Below are 26,054 nucleotides of genomic sequence, written 5' to 3'. Positions count from 1 at the left end.
GAAAGCCGGCATTCTACCCAGCCGCCCATCCCGGACACAGGTACTTTCGGGCAATGGGAATCCGGCGCGGGGCGTGCGCGTACACTGCCGCCATGAGAACCGTCGCCCTCGTCACCGCCGTCGCTGCCACCGGGCATGACGATGACCTCGTTCCCCTGCTCGATGCGTGTGCCGATGCCGGCCTGCATGCCCGCGCCGTGGCCTGGGACGATCCCACCGTGAACTGGGGGCGTTTCGACACTGTCCTGCTCCGCTCGCCCTGGGACTACACCGAACGGCTGCCGGAGTTTCTGGCATGGGCCGAACGGGTGGACCGTGCGACCCTGCTGCTCAACCCCCTGAACGTGGTCCGCTGGAACACCGACAAGCACTATCTGGCCGATCTGGCCGCCGTCGGCATCCCCACGGTGCCGACTACGTTCGTGGAGCCCGACGCCGAACCCATGGAGGCCCTGAGCCGCTTTCTGGAGGCGTTCGCGGATGCGGACGAGTTCGTGGTCAAGCCGACCGTCAGTGCCGGCGCGCGCGACACCCAGCGCTACCAGCGCGACCAGCAGTTCGCCGCCGGCAACCATATCGCCCGGCTGCTCGACCAGGACCGCAGCGTTATGCTGCAGCCCTACCTGTCCACGGTGGATGCCGCTGGCGAAACCGCCCTGGTCTACTTTGCCGGCCATTTCAGCCATGCGCTCCGCAAGGGCGCGCAGCTGCCTCCCGGAGAAGCGGCACGCCAGGCGCCTATGGCAGCGGGTGACATCACCGCGCGCGATCCCCTGCCTTCGGAACTCACCCTCGCCGAGCGCATCCTGGCCGCGACCACGCGTCTGCGTCAGCTGGAGGCGCCCCTGACCTACGCACGCATCGACCTGCTGTCCGGCCCGAACGGCCAGCCCTGCCTGCTCGAACTGGAGCTGACCGAGCCCTCCCTGTTCTTCGACCAGGCCCCCGGCAGCGCAGCCCGACTCGCCGCCCTGCTCGCCGCGCCGCCGGCAGACGCCGCCGTACGGACTCGCATGGATCGGGCCTGACGGCTAAAATCCGGCTTCTGCCCTCGGCCCACCGCCGCGGCCGGGCCTCTCCGTCGCACACAGGAATTCCCGCAGGATGAAGATTCTCGTCGCCTACAAGCGCGTGGTGGACTACAACGTCCGCATCCAGGTCAAGCCGGACGGCTCCGGCGTGGTCACCGACGGCGTCAAGCTGTCTCCCAACCCCTTCGACGAGATCGCGCTGGAAGAAGCCCTGCGCCTGCGCGACAAGGGCATCGCCACCGAGGTGGTGGTCGCCACCATCGCCCCCGCCGACGCCCAGGCCCACCTGCGCAACGGCCTGGCCATGGGCGCCAACCGTGCCATCCACGTGGTCACCGATCAGGCCATCCAGCCGCTGACCGCCGCCCGCACCCTGCTGAAGCTGGTCGAGAAGGAATCGCCCGATCTGGTGATCCTCGGCAAGCAGGCCATCGACGACGACGCCAACCAGACCGGCCAGATGCTGGCCACCCTGTGGGGCCGCCCGCAGGCCACCTTCGCCGGCAAGCTCGACATCGCCGACGGCAAGGCTACGGTGGTGCGCGAAGTCGACGCCGGCCTGGAAACGCTTGAGGTCGACCTGCCTGCGGTCGTCACCACCGACCTGCGCCTCAACGAACCGCGCTTCATCAAGCTGCCGGACATCATGAAGGCCAAGAGCAAGCCGCTGGAAACGCTGCAGCTGGCCGACCTAGGCGTCGAATCCGCCGATACGCACAAGACCACGCACTACGCCCCGCCAGCCAAACGCAGCAAGGGCGTCATGGTGAAGGACGCGGCCGAACTGGTCGCCGCACTCAAGCAGAAGGGGTTGCTGTAATGGCCAAGGTTCTCGTCATCGCCGAACACCTGGACGGCAAGCTCAACGCCTCCACCGCCAAGACCGTTAGCGCCGCTGCGGCCGTGAACGCCGACGCGATCGACGTGGTCGTGCTGGCTGCCGACCCGACGGCCATCGCTGCCGAAGCCGCGCAGATCGCCGGCGTTGCGAAGGTGCTGACCGTCGCCAACACCGCCAACGCGAACGCGATCGCCCAGGTGCTCGCGCCTCAGATCGCCAAGCTCGCCGCGGGCTATACGCACGTGTTCGCGCCCTCCACCACCTTCGGCAAGGACCTGCTGCCTTGCGTTGCCGCTCTGTTGGGCGTCAACCAGGTCTCCGACCTGATGGCCGTGGAAGGCCCGCATACCTTCAAGCGTCCGATCTACGCCGGCAACGCGATCATCACCGTCGAAGCCCCGGCCGATCAGACCGTCGTCGCCACCGTGCGTACCGCTTCGTGGCAGGAAGCGGCCAAGGGCGGCAGCGCGACGGTCGAAGCCGTCAGCGTGGACGCCACCCTGCCCACGCACACCCGTTACATCGGCCTGGCCGCCGGCAAGTCGGATCGCCCTGACCTGCAGAGCGCCAAGCGCGTCGTCTCCGGCGGTCGCGGCGTCGGCTCAGCCGAGAATTTCAAGGTCATCTATGCGCTGGCGGACAAGCTGGGCGCCGCCGTCGGCGCCTCCCGCGCCGCGGTCGACGCCGGCTATGTGCCGAACGAACTGCAGGTCGGCCAGACCGGAAAGATCATCGCCCCCGAGCTGTACGTGGCCGTCGGCATCTCCGGCGCCATCCAGCACCTGACCGGCATCAAGGATGCCGGCACCATCGTGGCGATCAACAAGGACGCCGAAGCACCGATCTTCGAGATTGCGGACATCGGGTTGGTGGGGGACCTGTTCGTGCTGCTGCCGGAGCTCGAACAGGCGCTGTGACCGTCAATGCAACCCAAAGCTGGGAGCCCACTGGTCGTCCGGCCGTGTACGGCGCCCCTGTCTGGATCGCCTGTCAGTAGCATCCATTCCATCGAGGCAGTGACATGAAGAAAATTGCGATCGTCGGCGCGGGCGGCTTTGCCAGGGAGGTCCTCTGGCTGCTGACTGACCTGGGCCTCAAATCTCGTGTCGGAGGATTCTTCGAGACCGATGAGATCTGGAGGGAGCGCGAGGTGTCCGGCCTGCCTGTCGCGCCGATCTCCTCGCTTGACTCCGGCCGATGGGAAGCGGTGCTGGCGGTTGGCAGTCCCGCTGTTCGCAGGAACTTGCGCGATGCGCTGCCCAAAGAAATAACATACCCCACACTGGTGCATCCGAGCGTGCAAAGTTCCCGACGCGTGGATCTCGCTCCAGGCGTAGTCGTCTGCGCCGGCTCGATACTTACTTGCGATATCGTCGTCTCGGAGCACGTCCATCTGAACCTAGCCACGACGGTAGGTCATGACTGCCAGCTGAGGCCCTTCGTCACGACCGCACCGGCGGTCAACATCAGTGGCGCCTGCGATATCGGCGAGTTGACGTACATCGGGACCAATGCTGCACTCCGGGAAGGCCTGAAGATCGCCGCCGGTACGACCATCGGCATGGGCGCCATCGTCGTGTCTCACATAGAAGAGGCCGGCGTGTATGTTGGCAATCCTGCGAAGAAGCTACCTAAGAAATGATCCAGCGCGCGGGACCGGCTACCGCCATCAAGACCTGGGGTATGTCCCTCCTGTTGAGCGAGCGAATACGTTTCCTCGCGGTCGGCGGTTGGAACACGCTTTTCGGCTATCTCGTCTTCCTCGCCTGCCATGCCTGGGCTGGTAACGAGATCGGGCCCTTGCTGACGCTGGTCCTCTCTTACCTCATCGCAGTACCGCATTCCTTCGTCACCCAACGTTGGCTGGTCTTCAAGGCGCGCGGGGCGATCGGTCGACAATTCCTGCGTTTTTTGATCGCCAACAGCAGCATCTTCGTTGCCAACATGATTCTGCTCCCACTCACCGTCCACTTGGCCGGAGCGGACCCTCGCATCGTCCAGGCCGTGCTGATCGCCCTGCTGACGGTGGCCAGCTACCTAGCGCACAAGTATTTCTCCTTCACGGATAGATGATGAACCGGATTCCCCTTCTCGTCCCGCGGATGCCACTGGCGGACACCTTAGTGCCTTACCTGCGTCAGATCGACCAGAACCGTTGGTACACGAACTTCGGCCCACTTAACACGGAGTTCGAGCGTCGCCTGCTGCAGGACACCGCACCCACGCTCGGCCCAGACAACATCACGACGGTAGCCAACTGCACCGTAGGTTTGGAACTTGCCTTGCAGGCACTCGATCTGCGTCCTGGCGCGCGCGTGATGTTGCCGGCGATCACTTTTGTAGCCACCGCCACGTCCGTCATCCGTTGCGGATTCGTGCCGATATTCGCGGATATCGACGCGTCAAGCTGGGTGCTGACGCCTGCCATTGCGCGCACCGTCGCGGATCGACTTAAGGTCGATGCCGTGATGCCCGTCTCCACGTTCGGCTTCGCGCACGCCCCCAACGAGTGGGACGAATTCTCCCGCCAGACTGGCCTCCCAGTCGTCATCGACGCGGCCGGCGCATACGGCAACCAGCTGCCAGGCGAGGTCGCCGACGTTGTTTACAGCTTCCATGCTACGAAGTCGTTCGGTGCGGCCGAAGGTGGAGCCGTCATCTCCCACGACGTCCAGCGCATCAAGCGGATCAGGCAACTGGCGAACTTCGGCATCGATGCATCCACCGGTCTACTGGTGGGTCATGGCACCAACGGCAAGATGAGCGAGTATCACTGCGCCCTCGGCCTGGCGTCCTTCGACGAATGGGCAGACACGCAGCGCACGCGGCGCGATCTCCACGCACGCTACCTCACCGCACTGAGAACCCACGTAGGCGAAGTGGAGTTGCAGGCGAAGGACCCGGACGGCGTATACCCACTGATGCCGGTTGCGCTCCCCGCCGGGATCGATGTGCAGGCAGTACGCGCACAGCTATCGGACGCCGGTATTGAGACGCGACGCTGGTACGCTCCGGGACTCGACGCCCATCCCGCCCTCCGGGACTACCCGTCTAGCGACCTGGAGGTTTCGACCGACATAGGTTCGCGGATTCTGGGGCTGCCTTTCTTCATCGGATTGAGCGATGAGCAGATTGCCTATATCTGCACGACCCTCGCTACCGTGATCCGCGACAAACAGGCAGCGCCATGAGCACCATCAGTTACGTCATCCCCGTTTACCATAACCAAGGGTCCATCCGCCTGACATGGCAAGCCATTCGCGCGCTGTTCACGGATGCGTTGACAGCGCACGACTACGAGATCATCTTCGTCGACGACGGCTCGCGCGATGCATCATATGAAGAAATGTGCGGGATCGCAGCCGAGGATCCGAAGGTCCGGACGATCACCTTCAGCCGGAATTTCGGACAGCTTGCAGCCATCATCGCGGGCTACGACCATGCCAATGGCGACGCCATCGTTAGCATGTCGGCGGACATGCAGGATCCTGCGGAACTTACGGTCGACATGGTGCGCGCCTGGGAAGCGGGATCGGAAGTCGTGATCGGCTATCGTGAGGCGCGCGAGGATTCTCTCGGCGCAAGGCTCTTCTCAAAGCTCGCCTACTCCGCGGTGCGCGCATCCAACCCGAACATTCCGACCGGCGGTTTCGATTTCGTCTTGATGAGTCGTCGCGCGATGGAGGTATTCCTGTCGATGAAGGGTCGCAACCGCTTCTATCAGGGCGACGTGATCTGGGCGGGCCTGCCGGCGACTTTCCTGCCGTACACGCGGCGCAAGCGGGAAATAGGGAAATCGCAGTACACGTTCAGCAAGAAGCTCAAGCTATTCTACGATTTCGCTCTGGACGGCTCCTACCTGCCCATCCGCTTGATGTCGGCTGCGGGCGTGTTCGTGGCACTGATGGGAGTGCTCTACGCCATCGCCATCACGATCGGATGGGCGCTCGGAAGGACGCCGTTCTCAGGCTGGGCGCCGATCATGGTCGCCATCCTGCTCATTGGCGGCGTACTCATGCTGATGCTGGGTCTGATCGGCGAGTACCTCTGGCGCATCCTCGACGAGATCAAGGCGAAGCCTCTCTACATCATCAAGAAGCGCACCTAGCCGCCTCCGGGCAGGGGCGTGGAGCGGGGCGATGCCCCGCTCGGATCGGCCGCATCAGCCAGGTCCACGACGCGGACCGATTCCAATCGCACCTTGCCGGCCGCACCGTCGTGCAAGGTCGCGTACACCAGGCCATACGCCGCTCCTTCCGGTGCAATGATCAGCGCGGGGTAGTCTTTGAGGGGCCCCGAAACATCGACCACGTCGATGAAGGCATCGAGGAAGCCGTTTTCAGCGTTGTGCCAGTTGACCTGGATGCGCATCGGCACACGGTCGCCCTCGACAGGTTCGGCCCGGTAGACTAGAAACTTCCCATCTACCCGCGCCGCGTCAAGGCGATAGAAGTTCTCGGCCAAGCTCGCCACCACGACACCGCGTTCAGTACGCGACGCAGCGTCGGCGAGCGTCCAGTCCGGCCACGTGGCCCCTCGCCCCAGGAAGTCACCCCCTTCCGGCAGCGTCGTCGAGCCAAGCATCGCGGCTGCTTGTGCACGGGGCACATAGCGATAGAGCGCTTCGCCACGACGATTCGCGCCCTGCGGCGTCAGGCCGAATCCGTACTCGGCGGTCGAACCTTGGAGCTGTGCCGTCGCCGAGAACAAGCAGTTTCGCTGAGATAGGTTGACGCGACAGAAGACCCGTCCGTCGGACCCGCCGAGTACCCAGCTCGTGTCCGGCTCGGCGACCGCCACCATCACTCCGGCATCGCCCGGGAAATCAACCGCATCCATCGCACGCCCCAACTGCTTCGCCGTCATCGACGCATTGATACTTGCGATGCGCTCCAGTGAGCCATAGGAGAGGTAGAACGCTTGGCTCATGGTCAGCAAAAGTAGCAACACGAATCGCGCCCGGCTGCGATACGTTGCGAGAACCAGCAGCAGCAGCGCCGCAAACGCGGGAAACATCCAGCGCGCTTCCTGCCGATCGGCGCCCGGCAGGCTGGCTACCACCACCATGCCTCCAACGAACGCGAGCAGCACGCCGATCGCCTGGTAGCGGACGAGACCCTCCCCGTCCGTGGCAATGGACGGTTTGCCTCGCAGCAGCCAGGGAGCGATCCACGCCAGTGCGAGCAACGCGGCCGAGGTCCCGAATACCCACCCTGCCCAAGCGTGACTCTGGTTGAGGCTTCCCACGAACCAGACGGGACCGAAGTTGCTGCCCAGGAAGAGATTGCGCAAGTAAGTAACGGCGATCAACAGCGTGTCACCCGACACCTGCACCGTCTGACCCGAGGTCCCCATCGCCAAGGAATTGGAAGAAAGCGTTTTGACCAACAGCACCACGGCGAGGGCAGGAAGGATGACGCCCAATACCGGAAAAACGAGTCCGCGGAAATCACGCGCCGCCCAATGGCGCTTCAGCCAGAACAGGCTCACCACCACCATGACACCCGCCAGGCCCGCTACGAACCGCTCGTGGACCGCCACCGCTAGCAAAAAACAGCCAATCGTTGCGATCGAGCGCCCGCCCGACAGCAGCTTCCCATCGAACACCGCACTCGCGGAGAGGGCCAGCCCGCCAAGGAACGCAGCGAGACTGATCGTCTCGACTGTTCCGGAAACATAGTCGAAGTAGAGCATCACGCCGAAACGGGAGCCCAGCAGCACCAGGGCCGCACACAGGCTGGCTGCGCGCGTGGCGTTTAGGTTCCGTGTACCGATTCGATACACGAGGATGGCGCAGCCCCCCATCGCGCTCGCATTGACGATCATCGCCACCCAGCGGGGCGCCTCGGCGGCGACGATCGCTGCCCAGATCAGATTCATCAGGACTCTGGGCTTGTATGCATTGAGTTCCGAGAACGTCCCCCAGAACCCGTCGCCGTGACTCATTCCGAATGCGAAAGAGAAGAGCTCGTCCCCGAAGTAATACGGATGATAGACCGCCGTCGAAACACACAGCGATAGCAACAAGAGGATGATCCCGTCGCTGGTCGAATATCGTTTGAGACTCTCGCTGTCCATCATCGTCCTTCTATGCCCGCCGCGCGACCTGCACCGTGATGGCACAGGGTCGTTGCTGGGTGTTTGCTGTCAGAGCCGGTCAGTCGCCAGATCGGCCAGTACCCGCAGGCGAACCGCGCCTGGGGGAAGTTCTTGTTGGGATTTGCGCTGGTCGTGACCCTCCAGCAGCCATCGTTGACCGACGCCTGCCGCCGCTCCCGCTAACATGTCGTTCACTGTGTCGCCGATGAGCACCGATCCCGCCATATCGATTCCGAACCTTCGCTCCGCAGCCAACAGCATGCCTGGCTGCGGCTTGCGGCATGTGCACACGACGCGATAGTCCCCCATGCCTTCCGTGGGGTGGTGAGGACAGTAATAGGTTGCGGCGAGCGGCGCACCCTCGATGCGAAACTGCGAATGCATCCAGGCCATGTAGTCCAAGAACGCTTCGCGCGAATAGTAACCCCGCCCAATGCCGGCCTGATTAGTCACCACCACTAGCAGGCAACCCTTGCCAGCCGCCGCCCGGCAGACGTCGAAGATGCCATCGACGAACTGGGTGTCTTCGGGGCGATGCACATAGCCGTGGTCCACGTTGATGACGCCATCCCGATCGAGGAACAGCGCACGGCGAGGAGCAGCGCCATCGGCCCGCACCGACTCAAACGCCGGATCAACCAGCGGATCGGCGACGGCCGGTGGATGTTCTGTCGGGCCTTTCTCAGCCATCCATGCCCCCGCATTCGCGCGTGGCAGCCGTCCTCATCGGTGAGCCACCAGCGTCCACAAGCCATAGCGCAACTCAGAAGCCGGACTCCACGGCATCACCATGCGTGCATCTTTGAAGCCCGCATCACGACAGACGTCCAGTACATCCCATCCAAAGTGATACCAGCACAGGATGCCGGCACCCAACGGATCTCCATGGAACTCCGGCTCCATGAGATGCTCGATGACCCCGTCGCTCAACCGGGCACGGATGAGGGTGGAAGGTCTGTCGTTGAACGGAAAAGTGGCTACGAGCGCTCCACCCGGCTTCAGCACCCGGGCAAATTCCCTGATTGCCTTGATGTAGTCCCGCACGTGCTCAAGCACGTCCATGCTGATGACGACATCGAACTGAGCGTCCGCGTGGGAAAGCTTGGTTACATCCTGAAAGTCGATGTCGCCCCAGCCGCCGATATCGCGCAGATAGCCAGACAGCCTCAGGCGCGCCTTCGCATCGCTTTCGAACTCGCTTCCATGTACGCGCGCGGGCAAGTGGCGCTGCGCCCAACTGAACGCCAGGCTCGCCTGCTCCGTCAGATATGCGCTGGCGCCGTTCCTGCCACGGAGTTCCCGATTAGCCAGGCCGAACGCAGCGCGGACGCGCGCACTCAACCTGCATTCGGTGCACAGGATCTGCTCGCGCGTGTCGAACGCGATCGGATCGGCCCCCGCAGCAAGCGTGAAAACCGTCGCCTTTGAGCACAAACAACATTGCTGCACCCCATCCTGCCAAACCTGACCGGCGCGATCGTGGTCGTGCAACCAGCAACGCTTTAGACCCTCGTCACCGTCGCGATCGTTCCAGCCCGCGAACGAATGAAGCTGCATTTCGGAGTATTGCTCCACGGGTTCCTCCAGTTACGTCACTGCTTCCGGTCGGAAAACACGATCTCTGCTCGCAGGTAGTCCGCGGGCACGCCGATATCGATGAAATGTTCTGTACGGTCCATGTGAGCTACACGTCCCGCCTGCGTCTGCGGGAGCAGTATCCCCTCTTCGAACGAGAAGGGAGCCGACATGCGGGCATCCTCAAGCAACGAACGTTGGAGCAGGTAACTGCCCGCATTGATCAGACCGGGGCCTTGTCCGCCCTTCTCCCGGAAACGTACGATTCGGGGCCCCTCCACTTCCACTGCGCCGTATCGCGCCACATCATCAACCGCAGCCAGCGCCACGACGGCAGACGCGTTCGTTGCCGAGGCCGCCGCCTCTAGATCCTGCGGCTCGAAGTCTAGGTAGGTGTCGCCGTTACCGACGTGTACCCAGTCCCCCTCCGCGAGCCCTACAGCCAACCTCAGCGCTCCTCCCGTGCCCAGCGGTTCGCGCTCTCGGGAATATACGATATCGAGCCCCTGCCATGCATTGCCAACGGCCTCCTCGATGCGGTCTCCGAGGTAGCCCGTCGCCAGGATCACGCGCCGAAAACCCCGGCGGGCATAGGCATCCAGCATCCATGCCAGGAACGGACGTCCAGCGACGGGCGCGAGCGGCTTGGGCACGTCGCTGATGATCGGCCGCAATCGGGTGCCCAGGCCTCCGGCCAGGATGATCGCTTCGTCCGCCAGCATCAGCGTGGATACATTTCGGCTTCGATCAGCGCACACAACAGGTGTCCAATGAACTCGTGCCCTTCCTGGATGCGGGGCGTCTCATCTGAGGGAATGCGAAAGCAAACGTCACAGAGGGGCGCGAGCTTCCCGCCGCCCTGACCGGTGAATCCGATGACATAGATTCCACGATCCCTCGCTGCCTGGGCAGCGCGGAGAATGTTCGGCGAATTTCCCGAGGTGGAGATCACCACAAGGACATCCCCTCGGCGACCCAGCGCCTCGACCTGGCGTGCAAATGTGTAGTCGTAGCCGTAGTCGTTGCCGATGGCCGTGAGGATGCTGGTGTCGGTGGTCAACGCGATTGCGGGCAGACCCGGGCGATCGTAGTAGAAGCGACTGACCAGCTCTCCTGCCCAATGCTGAGCATCCGCCGCGCTCCCGCCGTTGCCCGCGAACAGAATCTTCCCGTCGCTTCTCAACGATGCTAGGCAAAGCTCGACCGCACGGACGATTTCGTCCTTCAGGGCTACATCCGCCGCCATCCGATTGAAGTTATCAAGCGTTTTCGAGAACTCCGCATCGATGAACTGCTTCATGAGACCCTCCAAGAAATCGCGCCTTCGGCCGAGAAGCGCGAATCGTATACTCTCCCGCCCGCGCCGGACAGCGCCTGGACCAACCGCATCCTGTCGGCAGGGTCGCAGACGAACATCATGAAACCGCCACCACCCGCTCCTGACACCTTCGATGCGATGGCGCCATGCTTGAAACCAAGCGCCTCAAGCGCGTCGATATCGGGGTTGGAAATACTGCGCGCCATCTGCTTCTTAGCTTCCCAGCCGGATTGCATCACGCTGGCGAACCGCTTGATGTCGCCACGGAGCAGCGCCTCCTTCATTTGCACGGCTTCTTCCTTCAGACGGAACATCGCTTCCACCGATTGGTTGTTTCCTTCCACGACGTTGCGTGCCTGCTCGTCGATGATGCGTGCGGATTCGCGGGAGACGCCGGTGAAGTAGAGCACGAGGCTCGCCTCCAGCTCCGCCCAAACCCAGTCCTTGATCCGCAACGGATTGACGATCACGCGGTCTCCGCCGTAGAACTCCATGAAATTGAAGCCACCGAATGCAGCGGCGTACTGGTCCTGCTTGCCGCCAGACAGGCCGAGATCGTTCCGCTCCACCTCATAGGCAAGTTGCGCGATGTCGTACTCGCCCAGGGCTAGGGAGAAGTACTCGGCAAACGCCGTGATCAGCGCCACGACCATGGTGGACGAAGAACCCAGCCCCGATCCCGGAGGCGCGTCGGAGTGCGTCCGCACGCGGATGGCGGGGTAATGTTCTTGTAGGAATTGCCTGCAGATCCGGCTATAGACGCCCTTCGACAGTTGGAGCGCCCCCAGGTCCCCTTGCAACGGTGCGGCGGGGATCCGTTCCGCGACACCCGCGTCGGTCGCGTATAGCTCGACATCCGAGGATGGAGAATCGTCGATCGTGACGTAGGCGAACTTGTCGATGGTGACGTTCATCACCTGACCGCCATGCAGGTCGCTGAAGGGTGACACGTCGGTGCCGCCCCCCGCCAGACCCAAGCGCAATGGCGCGCGCGCGCGAACAATCATTCTTGAAATTCCTCTAACTTGAGTACGTCACGCATCTGACCGCGCATGCTGCTTCTGGAGAAACGGTCCTCGACGTATGCACGCCCCTCGCTGGCGTAGTTCGACCACGCACGATCATCGCGCAGTAGACGCACTATCGCGCGCGCCAGATCTTCAGCGGCCGTCGCGACCTCGCATATGCCATCGCCCCCCACCAAGCCCTGCATTCCAGTGGGCGTAGTTACCAAGGGGAGCCCCTGCTGGAAGGCCTCAACAACCTTGCTCTTGATGCCGGCGCCGTAACGCAGCGGGACCACCGCGACACGTGCTCTCGCGTAGTAGTCGGCCAACACACCGTCATCGACGTAGCCAGTGACCACGACCTTGTCGCCCTGAAGTGCCTTGACTTCGGTCGTAGGATTGGCACCTACGAGGAAGACCGGGGTATCAGGAACCTCTGCCCAAACAATAGGCATGATGTCGTCGACCAGATGGAACGCGGCGTCGACATTAGGCGGGTGGCCGAAACCGGCGACGAAGAGTATCCCGCGTCGGGACGACGGACTCGTAGGCTCGCGCACGGGCTCGTACGCATAGGGAGTGATGGACCTTGCCTTGGCGGCGGGCTCCAGGGCAACGACCTCCAGCGCCTCCTCTTGGGATGGATAAAGCACCAGATCGGAACGTCTCCAGATCGAGCGCTCCAACTGCTCCATTCGGGCCGCCTGCTCCAGCAGACCCGCCTGATGCATGACCTCGGCCTCCCGCTGCAGCCGGCGAAAGTGCAGATCGTGACCGTAGTAGATGATCTTTGCCGAGGAGTGGGCGCGAATTGGGTCGAGATAGGGAGCGGAGATGTGCGGCCTCGACAGAATCACGAAATCGATGTGAGCGCCGTACTCCTGCACATACCGCTCGAATCCCGCGAAACGCCTCTCTCCATGGATCACCTCGACGCCCTTCCGCTCCAGCAAGGGCGCATAGACTTCGTCGTACCATAGATTGTCCGGCCAGAACTTCACCACTAGTCCGAGATCGAGCAAGCTATCGATGAACGCGGCCATGGTCCGCGACCCCGCATCACGGTCGGGCTGCGGGACGTAATGATCGACGATCAGGACGACGCGCTTGCCCCACGCACGTTCCCGCGCCTTGAATACATCGACGCCATTGGGATAGTGGCCTGAGAGCTCCTCGAACCATCGCGCAACGAACTTCTTCTGGTTGAGCAGCTGATACGCTTTGATGCCGCCGCCGGTATCAGTGCCATGCGAAATGCCCTCGTGGTGTACGACCACGGACCGCGGAGCGTAGTAGGTCTGCAGCCCAAGCCTGCGCAAGCGAAAGCATAGATCGGAATCCTCGCAGTACGCAGGCGCGAAGTGCTCGTCAAACCCGCCGAGCTTACGGAACTCATCCGTGCGCACGAGGATACTTGCACCAGAGCAGTAGTCGACGGTCCGGACATAGTTGAACTCATGGTCAGCCGGATTCTGCAGCCGCCCGTAGTTCCAGGCCGAACCATCGCGCCAAAGGATCCCACCGGCCTCCTGAAGCCTGCCGTCGGGATAGATCAGCTTGGAGCCCACCAACCCAGCGTCGGGGAACGACTGGAAGACGTCGAGCAGGGCAGCCAGCCAACCCCGGGTGACTTCCGTGTCGTTGTTGAGAAAGCACAGGAACGAACCCCGCGCCAACGCCGCGGCCGCATTGCATGACCTGATGAAGCCAAGATTATGCTCGTGGGCGACGTAACGGAGCCCTGGCACCGAAGCGAGCAAATCCATTTCGCCGTCGCCCGAAGCGTCTTCCGCCACTATCACTTCATAGGCGATCCCCTGTGTATGCTCACCTATGGATTTCAGGCAAGCCAGCGTGTAGTCAAGGTTCCCATATGCTGGAATGACGATGGTCACCAGCGGTTTCTGGTGAGTTTCGAATGTCAGCTGCGAAAGCGTGCCGGTTCGATCCGAGACAACCGCCTCTAGGCCCATCGGCCCATGCGCCATCGCATCGGACGCCGCTCGAACCATGAGCCAGCGCTTTACGGGACCGCGTAAAGGCGCGAGCCACCGGCTCCCCGCTATGGGCGACTGCCTCAACGAACTGGCGATAGCTCGCCAGTCCCCGCGCACAAGCCTGCCGGCGAAACGCAACGGCTTGGTCCAGCGCCACGACTTGGACCGCAAGATCACGTCCAGCTCACCCCTCAGCCCGGCCATTTCCTTACTATGTGCCTCGAGGGTCTCCGCGCGCTTGCGAATCGCGTCTTCACTGACGAGTGCGACCGCCTCAGACGCCATCTTGCCTGCGGCGTGCGACGCCTCCAGTTCGTTCTGCATCCTGCTCAGATCCTGTTTGTAAATCTTCTCCGAGGCCAGCATCGCGGTGTTGCTAACGAGGAGGGCGCGACTCTCTTCCCGTGCGCCGGCTAGCTCGCGCTGCAAGACGTCCGTCGCTTCTCGCGCCTGATCCAGCGACCGCTGCGACTCGCTCAATGCTCTGCGCGACTCGGCGGCACTGACACTGAGCTTCTCGTTCTCCTTGAGTACGCCTTCTAGCTCCCGTCGTAGTTCGCTCAGCTCGCCATCCAGCGACAACGCCCATTGTGAACGTTCCTCGAACTCTTCGGTCAGGCGGCCAAGACTCGCGCGCGTCCCCTCAAGCTCGGCATTCAGCCTTTGCGCCCACTGCTTGGTCTTCGTGCCATCCTCCTGCTCTTCCCGCAGCAATTGGCCAACACGCTCGACTTCGATTTCCAGCGACTGCGCCCATCTGGCGATGCTCCGCTGCCTCTCAAACAGGTCGTCTACCTCGGAGAACAAAAGCGAGGCACGGACTTGCGGCAGTTCTTTCGCGCCGGCCAACGCGATGAAGTAGACCGGTTGCGGATGCTGGGGAACGCGTGCCACGACACGCGACCCCTCGTCGACGACCACATCTACCGAACGACCGCTCAAGGTCTCTTCAATAGAAAGAATCGCCGAGCCAGTCGAGATGCGCTGACCGAGGTAGACAACATGCGCGAACCTGGACTTCAACAGCTCGTCGAACTCATCGAAATAGAGCTCTTTGACGTGGAACTCGTTATGGTGCCCTGCAAGGTCGCTGTAGACCTTCTTGTTCGGCGAAGAAATTATCAGGAGGCCGTCGGGCGCGAGCACCCGCTTGATGCCATCCAGCATCGCTTCCTGGGCAACCAGGTGTTCGATCGTCTCGAAAGACACGACGACGTCGAACGCAGCGCTGGGAAGTTCGAGCGCAGCCGCGTCGCCTTGCATGAACGTCAGGTTCGCCTGCCCATAGCTCTGCTTCGCATGCTCGATGGCATCGCCGGAAACATCGACGCCAACGACCGTGGCGGCACATTCGGCGAGCATCCTGCTGCCGTACCCTTCACCACAGGCAACATCCAGGACCCGCTTGCCCGCCACGAAGTCGCGGGCCCACGCGTACCGATGGATATGCTCCTGCCTGATCTCACCGCTTTCGCTCGGAACGAAGCGCTCGCCTGTGAACTTCACTGCCCACCTGCCCTGGTCATGCTGATGCCGAGCATCGGGATGCCCATCAGGCCGTACCTCATTGTCTGGTCGAGCGCCCTAATCTCGATCGCATCGTGCACCCAGTGATGCTGGGTATGATCCTCCTGTGTGCCGCTCGCGATTGCGACATCGACGAGGTAGGACCCCATGGGCATTCTCGGCATGCGGAACCGGAACTCCGCCTGGATGACGTCACCCGCGATCGCGGAGCCAGTCGTGGAAAGGTAGGTGTTGTCGCCGAACAAGCGCTGGCCCAGCCTGTCCTTCACGTAGAACCCGAAGATGAGCCTATCGATGTCGTGGTCCATTCTTGCTGAGATACGCAGTCGCACGATTTCGCCGCCTTCCGTTAGCGAGAGCCTGTTTCCCGAGTCGTCGTACAGGCCAACGTCAACGATCTTGGCCATCCCGGACCCGAACTCCAGCCCCGCTTGCTCCGGGTCGAATTCGAACACTGACATGCGCCCCGCATGCCCAAGCTCTTGCTGCGCGGACGCGCGAAAATCAGGGCCATTCGCCTCCTTGCCATCCCTTCCTTCAGCGACGTGGACCTCAACTCCCGTTACATCCCGTCGGTCGGTGGCATGCTGCTGGGCCAGGTAAGCCTCGACAACCTCCTTCGCGCCCCCCTGCATCTTCATGACGCCCGAGTCGAGCCAGAGCGCCCTGTCGCACAGGTTGGTGACAGCTGCCGCATCATGGCTGACGAAGAGCAAAGTGCCCTCCTTCTTGAATTCCCGCAGGAAGCGCATGCACTTCTGCGCGAAGAATACGTCGCCCACAGACAGCGCCTCGTCAACGATCAGCACGTCGGCGTCCACATGGGCGATGACGGCAAAGGCCAGCCTGACCGACATGCCACTGGAATAGCTTCTGACCGGCTGGTCGATGAACTCGCCAATACCCGCGAATGCCAGGATGCTGTCCAGGCGCTCGTCTATTTCGCGTCGCGCCAGCCCGAGGATCGTCGCGTTGAGATAGACATTCTCGCGCCCGGTGAAATCCGGATTGAACCCACTCCCCAACTCCAGCAACGCGGCCACCCGGCCCTTGACCGCTACCTCGCCCCTCGTCTGCTGCAAGGTGCCCGCGATGATCTGAAGCAGCGTGGATTTACCGGATCCATTGCGTCCGATGATGCCGAATGTCTCGCCGCGCCGGACGTCAAGGCTGACATCGTGCAATGCCCAGAATTCCGAAACTCCTCCGTCCTTGCCCCCGAAGATGGCATGCAGCAGACGCTCGGAAGGTTTGCGGTACATCCTGTAAGACTTACCGACGTGCGCAACCCGGATCACGCACTCGCCGGCCAAGTGGCTGCTGCTGTGGCTCTCAGAGGACATCGGCGAAGCCTCGGCGCAACCGACTGAACACCTGATAGGAGCCGACGGCGAAGATCAGCACTCCCGCACCGTACAGCAGCAGGGCGCTCCAGTCAGGAGTACGGCCCCAAATCACTACTTCCCGTACCTGATCGATGATCAGCGTAAGCGGATTGAGGTAAAACACCAAGCGATAACTCTCCGGCACCGAATCCACGGGTACGATCGCGGAGGACAGGAACAGCATCGCCGCTGCCAGCACGCCGACGAACTGCCCCACGTCGCGCAAGTACACCGCCAATGCCGAGACGAGCCAGGAAACGGCCACCGCCAGGCCCAGCATCGGTATCATGACTAGCGGCAGAAATATGGTGGTCCAATGGATCTCGGCGTGCCATATCCACTTGAGCAGCAACAAGACCAGTAAGTTCATGAATAAGTGAAACGCTGCCGAGAACATCATGCTCCAGGAAAGCATCTGAAGCGGGAATACGACGCGCTTGACGTAGTTCACATTCGAGAGAATCAGCTGGGGCGCGCGAGTCAAACACTCTGCAAAGAACCCATGCACCGAAAGTCCTGCGAACAGGATCAGGGCGAAATCCTGCGTGGATCCGCTAGTGCCGGGCCACCTGCTCTTAAGAATGAATCCGAAGGCAAGCGTATAGACCATCAGCATTAGGAAGGGGCTGATCAACGACCACAGCACGCCGAAACTCGCGCCACGATAACGTCCGAGAACATCGCGCTTGGTGAGCTCCCATACCAAGGAGCGCTGGCGCGAATCCAGGGGCAACATGCTCACGCGCGTACGCCCACCGCTAATGTGAGCGCATCCGCCACGTCGTTCTGCACGTCCTCCAACGCCTCCACCCCCACACTCAACCGCACCAGCCCGTCGGTAATCCCCAGCTTCTCCCTACGCTCCACCGGCACCGACGCATGCGTCATCACCGCCGGGTGATTGACCAGGCTCTCCACCCCACCCAGCGATTCGGCCAGGGTGAACAGCTTCGTGTTCTCGCAGAACGTGCGCGCGGCGTCGAAGCCGCCCTTGAGCACGATGGAGATGATGCCGCCGTAGCCCTGCATCTGGCGGGTCGCCAGTGCGTGCTGCGGGTGGGATGCCAGGCCGGGGTAGATGACTTTCTCGATTGCGGGGTGCGTTTCCAGCCACTGCGCAAGGGCGAGCGCGTTATCGCAGTGCGCCTTCATGCGCAGGTGCAGGGTCTTCAGCCCACGCAGGGCGAGGAAGCTGTCGAAGGGCCCCTGGACAGCGCCGATGGAGTTCTGCAAGAAGGCCATCTGCTCGGCCAGTTGCGTGTCGTCACCCACCACCACCATGCCACCGACCATGTCGGAGTGGCCGTTGAGGTACTTGGTGGCCGAATGCATGACGATGTCGGCGCCCAGCGCCAACGGACGCTGCAGGATGGGCGAGGCGAAGGTGTTGTCGACGACCACGCGCAGGCCGCGCCTGTGCGCGATATCGCAGATGGCGGCGATGTCGACGATCTTCAGCATGGGGTTGGTGGGCGTCTCCACCCACACCAGTCGCGTTTCCGGACGGATGGAGGACTCGAACGCCGCCAGGTCGGTCATGTCGACGAAGCTGAAGTCCAGCCCGGCCGTGCGTCGACGCACGCGCTCGAACAGGCGATAGCTGCCGCCGTACAGGTCGTCCATCGCCACGACGTGGCTGCCGCTGTCCAGCAACTCCAGGATCGTCGAGGTGGCCGCCATGCCGGACGCGAAAGCGAAGCCGCGGCTGCCGCCTTCCAGCGCCGCCACGCAACGCTCGTAGGCGAAACGCGTGGGATTGTGCGTGCGCGAGTACTCGAAGCCCTGGTGCACGCCCGGACTGCTCTGGGCGTACGTGGACGTGGCGTAGATCGGGGGCATGACTGCGCCCGTGGTGGGATCGGGCGCCTGGCCACCATGGATGGCCAGCGTGCCCAGTGCGAGATCGCCCGCGTCCCCACCGGAAGGGGATGAATGTGTCGCCATGTTCGGGTTCCTTGAATCAGCCGGCCATTCTACCGGCCGAGTCTTAACATATCGTCCATGTCCGGCGGCCCTCCCCTGTGGGCAGCCGGAGTCTGCGGGCTACTGTGCGCGGCGTCGCAGATAATTCAGCAGGTCGATGCGGGTGATCAGCCCCAGGAAGGCGTCGCCGTCGGTGATGATGGCCACCTGACCGCGGTCGAACACCGGCAGCAAGGCCTCGATCGGGGAGCGCACGTCCAGCCGGTCCAGCTTGCTGACCATGGCCGTGGCGACCGGGTCGCGGAAGCGGGCCTCGTCGCCATAGACGTGCAGCAGCACGTCGCTTTCATCGACGATGCCAACCAACCGGTCGCCTTCCATCACCGGCAGCTGCGACACGTCGTACAGCTTCATGCGCTGGTAGGCCGTGGTCAGCAGGTCGGTGGGGCTGACCACCACCGTGTCGCGCTGGCTGTACGGGCGCAGGATGAGGTCGCGCAGGTCGCCGTACTGGGGCCGGTCGATGAATCCGTTGTCCAGCATCCAGTAGTCGTTGTACATCTTCGACAGGTACTTGTTGCCGGTGTCGCAGACGAACACCAGCACCTTCTTGGGCTCGGTCTGCTCGCGGCAGTACTTCAACGCGGCCGCCAGCAGCGTGCCCGTGGAAGAACCGCCCAGGATGCCCTCCTTCGCCAGCAACTCGCGTGCGGTCAGGAAGCTCTCGCGATCGCTGATCGCATAGGCCTTCTTGACGCGGCTGAAGTCCGAGATCTGCGGCAGGAAGTCCTCGCCGATGCCTTCGACCAGCCAGCTGCCCGACTTCGTGCTCAGCGTGCCTTCGTTGATGTACTGGGTGAGGATGGAACCCACCGGGTCGGCGAGGATCATCTCGGTCTTCGGCGAATGCTGCGCGAAGCAGCGCGACAGACCGGTCATGGTGCCGGAGCTGCCGCAGCCGAACACGATGGCATCCAGCTGCCCCTCCATCTGGCGTAGGATTTCCGGCCCGGTGCCGAACTCATGCGCCGCCGGATTGTCCGGGTTGCCGAACTGGTTGATGAAGTAGGCGCCGGGCGTCTCGCGCGCGATGCGCTCGGCCAGATCCTGGTAGTACTCGGGGTGGCCCTTGGCCACGTCGGAGCGGGTCAGGATGACCTCCGCGCCCATGGCCTTCAGGTTGAAGATCTTCTCCCGGCTCATCTTGTCCGGGACCACGAGGATCAGTTTGTAGCCTTTCTGCTGGGCCACCAGGGCCAGGCCAATGCCGGTATTGCCGGCCGTGCCCTCCACCAGCGTGGCACCGGGCTTCAGGTCGCCCCGCTTCTCGGCCGCCTCGATCATGGACATGCCGATGCGGTCCTTAATGGAGCCGCCCGGGTTGGCGCTCTCGAGCTTCAGGTAGAGCGTGCAGGGGCCGGTGTCGAGGCGCCTGGCCTGGACGATCGGCGTGTCACCGATCAGCTCGAGTACGGAGGAGTGGATCGCCATGCGGCCGTGCATCCGGTGCGGAACATAGCCCGGATTATCGCATCTGGGTGACGCGGACGGCGACGGCCGACGAGGAGGCCGTCGCCGCCCGCGACGAGAAAGCGCGGGGGAGGCGTCAGTGGGGCTTGGCGTCGTAGATCCGGAGCAATCGCTCCTTGGCGTGCAGCTTCTCGCGCTTCATCTGGCCCAGCAGGTTGTCGTCGATGGGCAGGACGCCCAGCTCGGCGTCGGTGACCTTCTTGTCGAGCTCGCGATGGCGCTGGTACAGCTGCTTGAACTCCGGATCGGCCTTGATGAGTGCTTCGATTTCGGCCTGCGGTTGACCTTCGAACATGATCGTTACCTCCTTCAGCGGAAATACAAACGCCCCGGCCTTCACAGGCACGGGGCGTTGGCTTGGGAGCGGAGGACCTGGCCGGCGGCGCGAGCACCCTCCACCGGAATGCCCGCGGCCATCTGCTTGCCAGCGGCGGTCTCCGGTGGAATGGGGACGGGCGTCATCGGGTCGATTCTCCGGTGAGCCAAGCGACGGGAGTCGCTTGGGTATACGACCCTACTCCTCCCCCAAGGGGCGGGCAAGACCCGCCGTAACCTGTTGATTTGCATGACAGCGCACGATGCGCCCGGCGTTCAGCCCAGCCCGCGAAGAGTGCCCAGAATCCACTCATCCTATTGATTTACAAGAATAAATCAGTGCGCGATTATCACGTCCAGCGCACGCGCCTTGCTGCCCGCGCCCTTGCCGCTGCTCTGCAGCCTCGATTTCGCGATCCCCGCCGCCGTCAGTGCATCGCGCAGGGCGTCGGCACGGCGCTGGCCCGGGGTCTGCTTGTCGCCGTAGCCCTCGATGCGTGCGCGCGCTTTCGGGTTGGCCTGCAGGTAAGCGGCCAAGGCGCTCGCACGGGAGGCGCCACTGGCCGACAGCTTGGCCGAGTCGCTGGCGAAAGCATCCGCCCCCAGCGTGAACACTTCGCCGCGGGCTTCGAACTTGGAGGCCGGTAGCTTGGCACCGGACACGAGTTCGGCCTCCTCCCTGGCCAGCTTCAGTTCGCGCTGCCGCGCCGCGCTCAGGCGGTTGGCCTGTTGGCCGGCCACCGTATCCAGGGTGGTCTCCGCTTCCTGGCGGGCCAGCGCCTCGGCCTCGGCCGCCAGGCGCAGGCGCTCTGCTTCCTCGGCCTGGATCTGGGCCTGCACCCGCAGGCGCTCGGCTTCGCGACGCGCCCGCTCGGCCTCGCGCCGGCTGGCTTCCACCAGCAGTTCGCTGCGCGTGCGGTCGAGGCGATCGGCTTCGCGGCGCGCCGCCTGCGCGCGTGCTGCGATCTCGGCGATCTGCACGCGGCGCTCGGCCACGTACTGCGCCGTTTCGCGCTGACTGCGGCGCGCCTTGCTGAAGGCGGTCACGGCGTGCTGGGCCTGCAGTTTTTCGTAGGCGGCCAGTTCGGCCAGGTCGGGATCGGCCTGCAGGGCGGCCAGCCGCTGGTTGAGCTGCACGACCACGGGGTTTTCGGCCGCCACGGCGGTCTGGGTGGCCAGCGCCAGGCCCAACAGGCCGGCCAGGATCTGCGGACGGCCCTTCATCGCCGACCCTCCGCGCCGATCTGGGCCTGCAGGTCGGCGATCTCGGCCTTGCGCTGCGCGACCTCTGCGGACGCCACGGCCTCCTGGCTGCGCGCGCGCGCCAGATCGGCATCGACGGCGGCACGCAGGGCCAGATCGAGCGCCGCCTTCTTCTCGCGCGCCGCATGAGCCGCCTGCGCCTGCGCCAGCGACTGGCGGGCCGCGGCGAGTTCGGCAGGCGCGTACTGGTCGGCATCGGCCTGGGTGGCACGCTGCACAGCCTGCACGGCGGCTTCCAGCTCGGGCGTCAACGCCGCCTGCGCGAATGCAGGCGCCGCCGACAGGGCCAGTGCCACTACTGCGGCCGCCATCACATGCGGGGGTCGTCGGAAGTATGAGAAGCTAGCTGTCATTGGGGTGCCGTGGCTCAGAGGGGTGCGCGCGGCCATTGTCGGAAGCCTTTGGTACGGTTGCAACGCCGTGCCACGCAACGTGGGGAGCTTTGCACATGGACATCGGCTATTTCCTGAAGCTGATGACCGAGAAGAACGCCTCGGACATGTTTCTGACCACCGGGGCGCCGGTCTACATCAAGATCGAGGGCAAGCTGTACCCCTTGGGCAATACCGGCCTGCCGCCCGGCATGGTCAAGAAGATCGCGTATTCGCTGATGGACGAGGGCCAGGTGCCCGTGTTCGAGCGCGAGCTCGAGCTGAACATGGCCATCGCCCTGCAGGACGCCGGCCGCTTCCGCGTCAACGTGTTCAAGCAGCGCGGCGAGGTGGGCATGGTCATCCGTGCCATCCGCAGCGTGATCCCCAGCATCGAGGAGCTGAACCTGCCGCCGGTGTTGAAGGACATCATCATGACGCCGCGCGGCCTGGTGCTGATCGTGGGGTCCACCGGCTCGGGCAAGTCGACGTCGCTGGCCTCGATGATCGATTACCGCAACACCACCAGCACCGGCCACATCCTCACCATCGAGGATCCGATCGAGTACCTGCACAAGCACAAGCAGTCCATCGTCAACCAGCGCGAGGTGGGCCTGGATACCCATGCCTTCCACAATGCGCTGAAGAACGCGATGCGCGAGGCGCCGGACGTCATCCTGATCGGCGAGATCCTGGACGCCACCACGATGGAAGCGGCCATCGCCTTCGCCGAAACCGGCCATCTGTGCCTGGCGACGCTGCACTCCAACAACGCCGACCAGACCATCGAGCGCATCCTCAACTTCTTCCCGGAGAGCGCGCACAAGAACGTGCTGATGAACCTGGCGCTGAACCTGCGCGCCGTGGTCTCGCAGCGCCTGGTGAAAGGCGTCGACGGCCGCCGCCTGCCCGCCGCCGAGGTGCTGATCAACACGCCGATGATCCGCGACCTGCTGCGCCGGGGGCAGGTGCACGAGATCAAGGCCGCCATGGAGGAATCGCTGGAGGAAGGCATGGAGTCCTTCGACCAGTGCCTGTTCCGGATGGTGAAGGAGGGGCTGATCGAGCAGGAGGAGGCGCTGCGCGCGGCCGACTCGCGCGACGGTCTGGCCCTGAAGTTCCGCCTGTCCGAGGGCAGCAAGGGCGAACACGACCCCTACGCCGACTACGACACCGGCAGCGCCTCGCCCCGCATCACCCACGGCTTCGGCTGACGGCGCCGCGCTCACGCATCACGACGGGCGGTCGACCGCCCGTTCCTTCAGGCGTTGGCGTCGGGCTGGTTCTCGGGGCGCGCCTGATCGAAGGCGGGCAGGGCGAGACAGGCCTGCTCGATGCGCAGGAGGGTGGGGAACGCCGCCATGTCCACGCCGAAGCGGCGCGCGTTGAACACCTGCGGTACCAGGCAGCAGTCGGCCAATCCCGGCGTCTGTCCGTGACAGTACACGCCGGTCGCCGCATCCTCGGCCAACAGGGTCTCGACGGCGGTGAAGCCTTCGACGATCCAGTGCTTGACCCAGTCCTCGCGCTCGGCCTGGGGCACGTTCCAGGTGTGCTCGAAATACTGCAGCACACGCAGGTTGTTGAGCGGATGGATGTCGCACGCCACCATCTGCGCCAGCGCGCGCACGCGCGCACGGTCGCGTGCCGTCATGGGCAGCAGGCGCGGCGACGGCCACGCCTCGTCCAGGTACTCCAGGATGGCCAGCGACTGCCGGATCACGCGTTCGCCATGCTGCAGCGTGGGCACCATGTGCTGGGGGTTCTTGGCTACGTACTCGGCCGCGTGCTGCTGCCCGCCGTCGCGGACCAGGTGCACGGGCAGCGTCTCGAACGCCAGACCCTTGAGGTTCAGCCCGATGCGCACGCGGTAAGCGGCGCTTGAGCGCCAATAGGAATACAGCCGCAGTTGCTCAGCCATGCAGACCGCCCCTTGCGGAATGCCCCTTCAAGTGCCAGAAATCCGCGTCCATGCCGGTTCCGCTCCGTCCTCCAGTCACACTGGGCCCGGGCAGGTCATCAAGGCAAGGGCTGCGGTTCGATCCGCTGCTCGATCACGCCAAAAATGGAACGGCCGTCACGATCCTTCATTTCGATGTGGACCACATCGCCGTATTTCATGAAGGGGGTGGACGGCTTGCCATCCCGCAGCGTCTCCACCGTGCGCTTCTCGGCGAAGCAGGAGGCGCCCTTGGACACATCCTCGTTGGCGATGGTGCCGGACCCGACCAGCGTGCCGGCCGACAGCGGACGGGTCTTGGCCGCGTGCGCCACCAGCTGGGCGAAGTCGAACTGCATGTCCACGCCGGCTTCCGGCGCGCCGAACCACTCGCCGTTGATGTGCGTCACCAGCGGCAGGTGCACCTTGTTGTCCTTCCACGCATCGTCCAGCTCGTCCGGCGTCACGAACACCGGCGACAGCGCCGAGCGTGGCTTGGACTGCAGGAAGCCGAACCCCTTGGCCAGTTCGGCCGGGATGAGGTTGCGCAGCGACACGTCATTGACCAGGCCGATCAGCTGGATGTGCGCAGCCGCCCGTGCGGGGGTGACGGCCATCGGCACGTCGTCGGTGACGACCACGATTTCCGCCTCCAGATCGATCCCGTACTCCTCGCTGACTACCTTGACCGGATCGCGCGGGCCCAGGAAGGCCGCGCTGGTGGCCTGGTACATCAGCGGATCGGTGTAGAAGCTCGCCGGCACTTCCGCATTGCGCGCACGCCGCACGCGCTCGACATGCGGCAGGTAGGCGCTGCCGTCGACGAATTCGTAGGCGCGCGGCAACGGCGCCGCCATGGCCTGGGCGTCCATGTCGAAGGCGCCATCGGCATCGCCGGCGTTCAGTGCTTCGTACAACGCGTTCAGGCGCGGCGCCGTGTTGCTCCAGTCCTCCAGCGCGCGCTGCAGGGTCGGCGCGATGCCGGTGGCGCGCACGGCGCGCGTCAGGTCCCGCGACACCACGATCAGGGTGCCGTCACGACCGCCTTCCTTCAGGGAACCCAGCTTCATCGGAACTCCAGTCAACCGCGCGCACGCGCCTTCGTTTCAATTGTAACGAATCCGATCCGGATTCAGCCGACTTCGTCGTCGCCCTGGAAGCCCCCGGACCGGAACGTCAGCACCAGCGTATCCCGGTGGCCGGTGGCGTCCACCGGCTGGATCGGCGTGGACTCGTGGATGACGCGCTCATCGTCCAGGAACAGCAGCGACCAGGGGACCTCCAGGGTGAAGCGCTGCCCGTCCGGTCCGGCCGCCTCGAACACCCGGGTCTCGCCGCCCTTGATGCCGGTCCGGCCCACCAGCAGCACGGCCACGAAATCCACGCCGTCGCGGTGGGCGCCTTCCGGTGTCGGCCGGCCAATACCGTCGGTGGTGTCGATGCGGAACTGGTGCGCTTCCACGTACCAGGCACGCTCACCCTTCAGTGCGGAGCACCAGCGCGCCAGACCGACCAGCAACCGGCGCCAGGCGACTGCCTCCGCCACGGCCGGCTCGATCGGTTCGAACCAGCGCTGCATGCCGCCGTGCAGGGCGTTGTAGTCCAGCGACTGCCAGTGCGCACGGTGCGGCGCCCGGCGGACGTCGTCGCCCTCCACCACGAAGCAGGCGTGCCGCCGGCGACGGTAACGCCCGCCGTCTTTCAGGTAGCCGTCGGCCTCCAGGCGGTCCCAGCTCGGGACCAGCGCCGCCAGGCCGGCCAAATCGGTGCCGGTACCCTGCGCCATGTCCGTCGGCGCGAGCACGGCATAGCCGCGCGCGCGCATGCGGGGCAGCGCGTCGGCGACCGGGCAGAAGGGAGGTGGGAACATCGCAACCATCGGCAGACCCCTCAACGCAAAAACCCGCCAGAGGCGGGCTTTTGCGGATGTCCA

Annotated in this window: 25 protein-coding genes; 8 read left to right on the top strand and 17 right to left on the bottom strand. The window is 64.0% G+C overall.

Annotated features, from left to right (window positions below; genetic code table 11):
* Nucleotides 1-92: 92 nt before the first annotated feature.
* From IAE60_RS06995 to IAE60_RS06965, 7 genes are all read left to right on the top strand, one after another.
* Nucleotides 93-1,028: an ATP-grasp domain-containing protein gene (locus tag IAE60_RS06995; protein WP_187574336.1), complete on the top strand. Its 936-nt coding sequence runs from the start codon at nucleotides 93-95 to the stop codon at nucleotides 1,026-1,028.
* Between the two features lie 76 nt (nucleotides 1,029-1,104).
* Nucleotides 1,105-1,851 carry an electron transfer flavoprotein subunit beta/FixA family protein gene (locus tag IAE60_RS06990; protein ID WP_187574335.1) on the top strand — a complete coding sequence of 249 codons (747 nt, stop codon included), beginning with the start codon at nucleotides 1,105-1,107 and terminating at the stop codon, nucleotides 1,849-1,851.
* Nucleotides 1,851-2,789, top strand: a complete 939-nt coding sequence (locus IAE60_RS06985) for an electron transfer flavoprotein subunit alpha/FixB family protein (RefSeq protein ID WP_187574334.1) — start codon at nucleotides 1,851-1,853, stop codon at nucleotides 2,787-2,789. Before IAE60_RS06990 ends, IAE60_RS06985 begins: the two co-directional genes overlap by 1 nt.
* Nucleotides 2,790-2,893: 104 nt before the next feature.
* A complete protein-coding gene (locus IAE60_RS06980) occupies nucleotides 2,894-3,514 on the top strand; it encodes a NeuD/PglB/VioB family sugar acetyltransferase (RefSeq protein WP_187574333.1) in 621 nt (206 codons plus the stop codon).
* A complete protein-coding gene (locus IAE60_RS06975; RefSeq protein WP_222937216.1) occupies nucleotides 3,511-3,945 on the top strand; it encodes a GtrA family protein in 435 nt (144 codons plus the stop codon). The genes IAE60_RS06980 and IAE60_RS06975 overlap by 4 nt, the downstream gene beginning before the upstream one ends.
* Nucleotides 3,945-5,063: a DegT/DnrJ/EryC1/StrS family aminotransferase gene (locus IAE60_RS06970; protein WP_187574331.1), complete on the top strand. Its 1,119-nt coding sequence runs from the start codon at nucleotides 3,945-3,947 to the stop codon at nucleotides 5,061-5,063. The genes IAE60_RS06975 and IAE60_RS06970 overlap by 1 nt, the downstream gene beginning before the upstream one ends.
* Entirely contained in the window at nucleotides 5,060-5,980 is a 921-nt protein-coding gene (locus IAE60_RS06965; RefSeq protein ID WP_187574330.1) for a glycosyltransferase family 2 protein, read from the top strand. Before IAE60_RS06970 ends, IAE60_RS06965 begins: the two co-directional genes overlap by 4 nt.
* Here the strand turns inward: IAE60_RS06965 and IAE60_RS06960 are convergent.
* The 14 genes from IAE60_RS06960 to IAE60_RS06895 all read right to left on the bottom strand — a co-directional run bounded on the left by IAE60_RS06960 (nucleotide 5,977) and on the right by IAE60_RS06895 (nucleotide 22,164).
* Complete coding sequence (locus IAE60_RS06960; RefSeq protein ID WP_187574329.1) at nucleotides 5,977-7,953, bottom strand: hypothetical protein; 1,977 nt, start codon at nucleotides 7,951-7,953, stop codon at nucleotides 5,977-5,979. The two genes, IAE60_RS06965 and IAE60_RS06960, sit on opposite strands and share 4 nt — an antisense overlap.
* A gap of 66 nt (nucleotides 7,954-8,019) precedes the next feature.
* Nucleotides 8,020-8,661, bottom strand: coding sequence for a D-glycero-beta-D-manno-heptose 1,7-bisphosphate 7-phosphatase (gene gmhB / locus IAE60_RS06955; RefSeq protein ID WP_222937215.1), 642 nt, complete (start codon nucleotides 8,659-8,661; stop codon nucleotides 8,020-8,022).
* A 33-nt stretch (nucleotides 8,662-8,694) separates the two neighbouring features.
* Entirely contained in the window at nucleotides 8,695-9,546 is an 852-nt protein-coding gene (locus IAE60_RS06950; RefSeq protein ID WP_187574328.1) for a class I SAM-dependent methyltransferase, read from the bottom strand.
* Nucleotides 9,547-9,563: 17 nt separating this feature from the next.
* Nucleotides 9,564-10,268 carry a sugar phosphate nucleotidyltransferase gene (locus tag IAE60_RS06945; protein WP_187574327.1) on the bottom strand — a complete coding sequence of 235 codons (705 nt, stop codon included), beginning with the start codon at nucleotides 10,266-10,268 and terminating at the stop codon, nucleotides 9,564-9,566.
* On the bottom strand, nucleotides 10,268-10,846 hold the full coding sequence (locus IAE60_RS06940; protein WP_187574326.1) for a D-sedoheptulose-7-phosphate isomerase: 579 nt from the start codon (nucleotides 10,844-10,846) through the stop codon (nucleotides 10,268-10,270). The genes IAE60_RS06945 and IAE60_RS06940 overlap by 1 nt, the downstream gene beginning before the upstream one ends.
* Nucleotides 10,843-11,871 (bottom strand): GHMP family kinase ATP-binding protein, encoded by a 1,029-nt coding sequence (locus tag IAE60_RS06935; RefSeq protein WP_187574325.1) that lies wholly within the window; start codon nucleotides 11,869-11,871, stop codon nucleotides 10,843-10,845. The genes IAE60_RS06940 and IAE60_RS06935 overlap by 4 nt, the downstream gene beginning before the upstream one ends.
* Nucleotides 11,868-15,374 (bottom strand): glycosyltransferase, encoded by a 3,507-nt coding sequence (locus tag IAE60_RS06930; protein ID WP_187574324.1) that lies wholly within the window; start codon nucleotides 15,372-15,374, stop codon nucleotides 11,868-11,870. Before IAE60_RS06930 ends, IAE60_RS06935 begins: the two co-directional genes overlap by 4 nt.
* Nucleotides 15,371-16,738, bottom strand: a complete 1,368-nt coding sequence (locus IAE60_RS06925; RefSeq protein ID WP_187574323.1) for an ABC transporter ATP-binding protein — start codon at nucleotides 16,736-16,738, stop codon at nucleotides 15,371-15,373. The genes IAE60_RS06930 and IAE60_RS06925 overlap by 4 nt, the downstream gene beginning before the upstream one ends.
* Nucleotides 16,728-17,516 carry an ABC transporter permease gene (locus IAE60_RS06920; protein WP_425504460.1) on the bottom strand — a complete coding sequence of 263 codons (789 nt, stop codon included), beginning with the start codon at nucleotides 17,514-17,516 and terminating at the stop codon, nucleotides 16,728-16,730. The genes IAE60_RS06925 and IAE60_RS06920 overlap by 11 nt, the downstream gene beginning before the upstream one ends.
* 2 nt (nucleotides 17,517-17,518) lie before the next feature.
* Nucleotides 17,519-18,724, bottom strand: coding sequence for a cystathionine gamma-synthase (locus IAE60_RS06915; protein WP_187574321.1), 1,206 nt, complete (start codon nucleotides 18,722-18,724; stop codon nucleotides 17,519-17,521).
* Between the two features lie 99 nt (nucleotides 18,725-18,823).
* Nucleotides 18,824-20,194: a pyridoxal-phosphate dependent enzyme gene (locus IAE60_RS06910; protein ID WP_162110525.1), complete on the bottom strand. Its 1,371-nt coding sequence runs from the start codon at nucleotides 20,192-20,194 to the stop codon at nucleotides 18,824-18,826.
* 115 nt (nucleotides 20,195-20,309) lie between these two features.
* Complete coding sequence (locus tag IAE60_RS06905; RefSeq protein WP_162110524.1) at nucleotides 20,310-20,528, bottom strand: HP1242/YdcH family protein; 219 nt, start codon at nucleotides 20,526-20,528, stop codon at nucleotides 20,310-20,312.
* A gap of 356 nt (nucleotides 20,529-20,884) precedes the next feature.
* Nucleotides 20,885-21,772, bottom strand: a complete 888-nt coding sequence (locus tag IAE60_RS06900; protein ID WP_187574320.1) for an OmpA family protein — start codon at nucleotides 21,770-21,772, stop codon at nucleotides 20,885-20,887.
* On the bottom strand, nucleotides 21,769-22,164 hold the full coding sequence (locus IAE60_RS06895; RefSeq protein ID WP_185895185.1) for a DUF4398 domain-containing protein: 396 nt from the start codon (nucleotides 22,162-22,164) through the stop codon (nucleotides 21,769-21,771). The genes IAE60_RS06900 and IAE60_RS06895 overlap by 4 nt, the downstream gene beginning before the upstream one ends.
* 95 nt (nucleotides 22,165-22,259) lie before the next feature.
* Here IAE60_RS06895 and IAE60_RS06890 point away from each other — a divergent pair, with 95 nt between their 5' ends.
* Complete coding sequence (locus tag IAE60_RS06890; protein WP_162110521.1) at nucleotides 22,260-23,396, top strand: PilT/PilU family type 4a pilus ATPase; 1,137 nt, start codon at nucleotides 22,260-22,262, stop codon at nucleotides 23,394-23,396.
* 47 nt (nucleotides 23,397-23,443) lie between these two features.
* Here the strand turns inward: IAE60_RS06890 and maiA are convergent, their stop codons facing one another.
* The 3 genes from maiA to IAE60_RS06875 all read right to left on the bottom strand — a co-directional run bounded on the left by maiA (nucleotide 23,444) and on the right by IAE60_RS06875 (nucleotide 25,991).
* A complete protein-coding gene (gene maiA / locus IAE60_RS06885; RefSeq protein WP_187574319.1) occupies nucleotides 23,444-24,103 on the bottom strand; it encodes a maleylacetoacetate isomerase in 660 nt (219 codons plus the stop codon).
* A 98-nt stretch (nucleotides 24,104-24,201) separates the two neighbouring features.
* Nucleotides 24,202-25,191: a fumarylacetoacetate hydrolase family protein gene (locus tag IAE60_RS06880; protein WP_187574318.1), complete on the bottom strand. Its 990-nt coding sequence runs from the start codon at nucleotides 25,189-25,191 to the stop codon at nucleotides 24,202-24,204.
* A 62-nt stretch (nucleotides 25,192-25,253) separates the two neighbouring features.
* A complete protein-coding gene (locus IAE60_RS06875; RefSeq protein ID WP_187574317.1) occupies nucleotides 25,254-25,991 on the bottom strand; it encodes a 2OG-Fe dioxygenase family protein in 738 nt (245 codons plus the stop codon).
* Between the last annotated feature and the right edge of the window lie 63 nt (nucleotides 25,992-26,054).

This window comes from Pseudoxanthomonas mexicana (assembly GCF_014397415.1).
Classification (GTDB): domain Bacteria; phylum Pseudomonadota; class Gammaproteobacteria; order Xanthomonadales; family Xanthomonadaceae; genus Pseudoxanthomonas_A; species Pseudoxanthomonas_A mexicana.
Note: the sequence above shows the minus strand (reverse complement) of the source record. Positions and strands in the feature narration are given on the sequence as shown.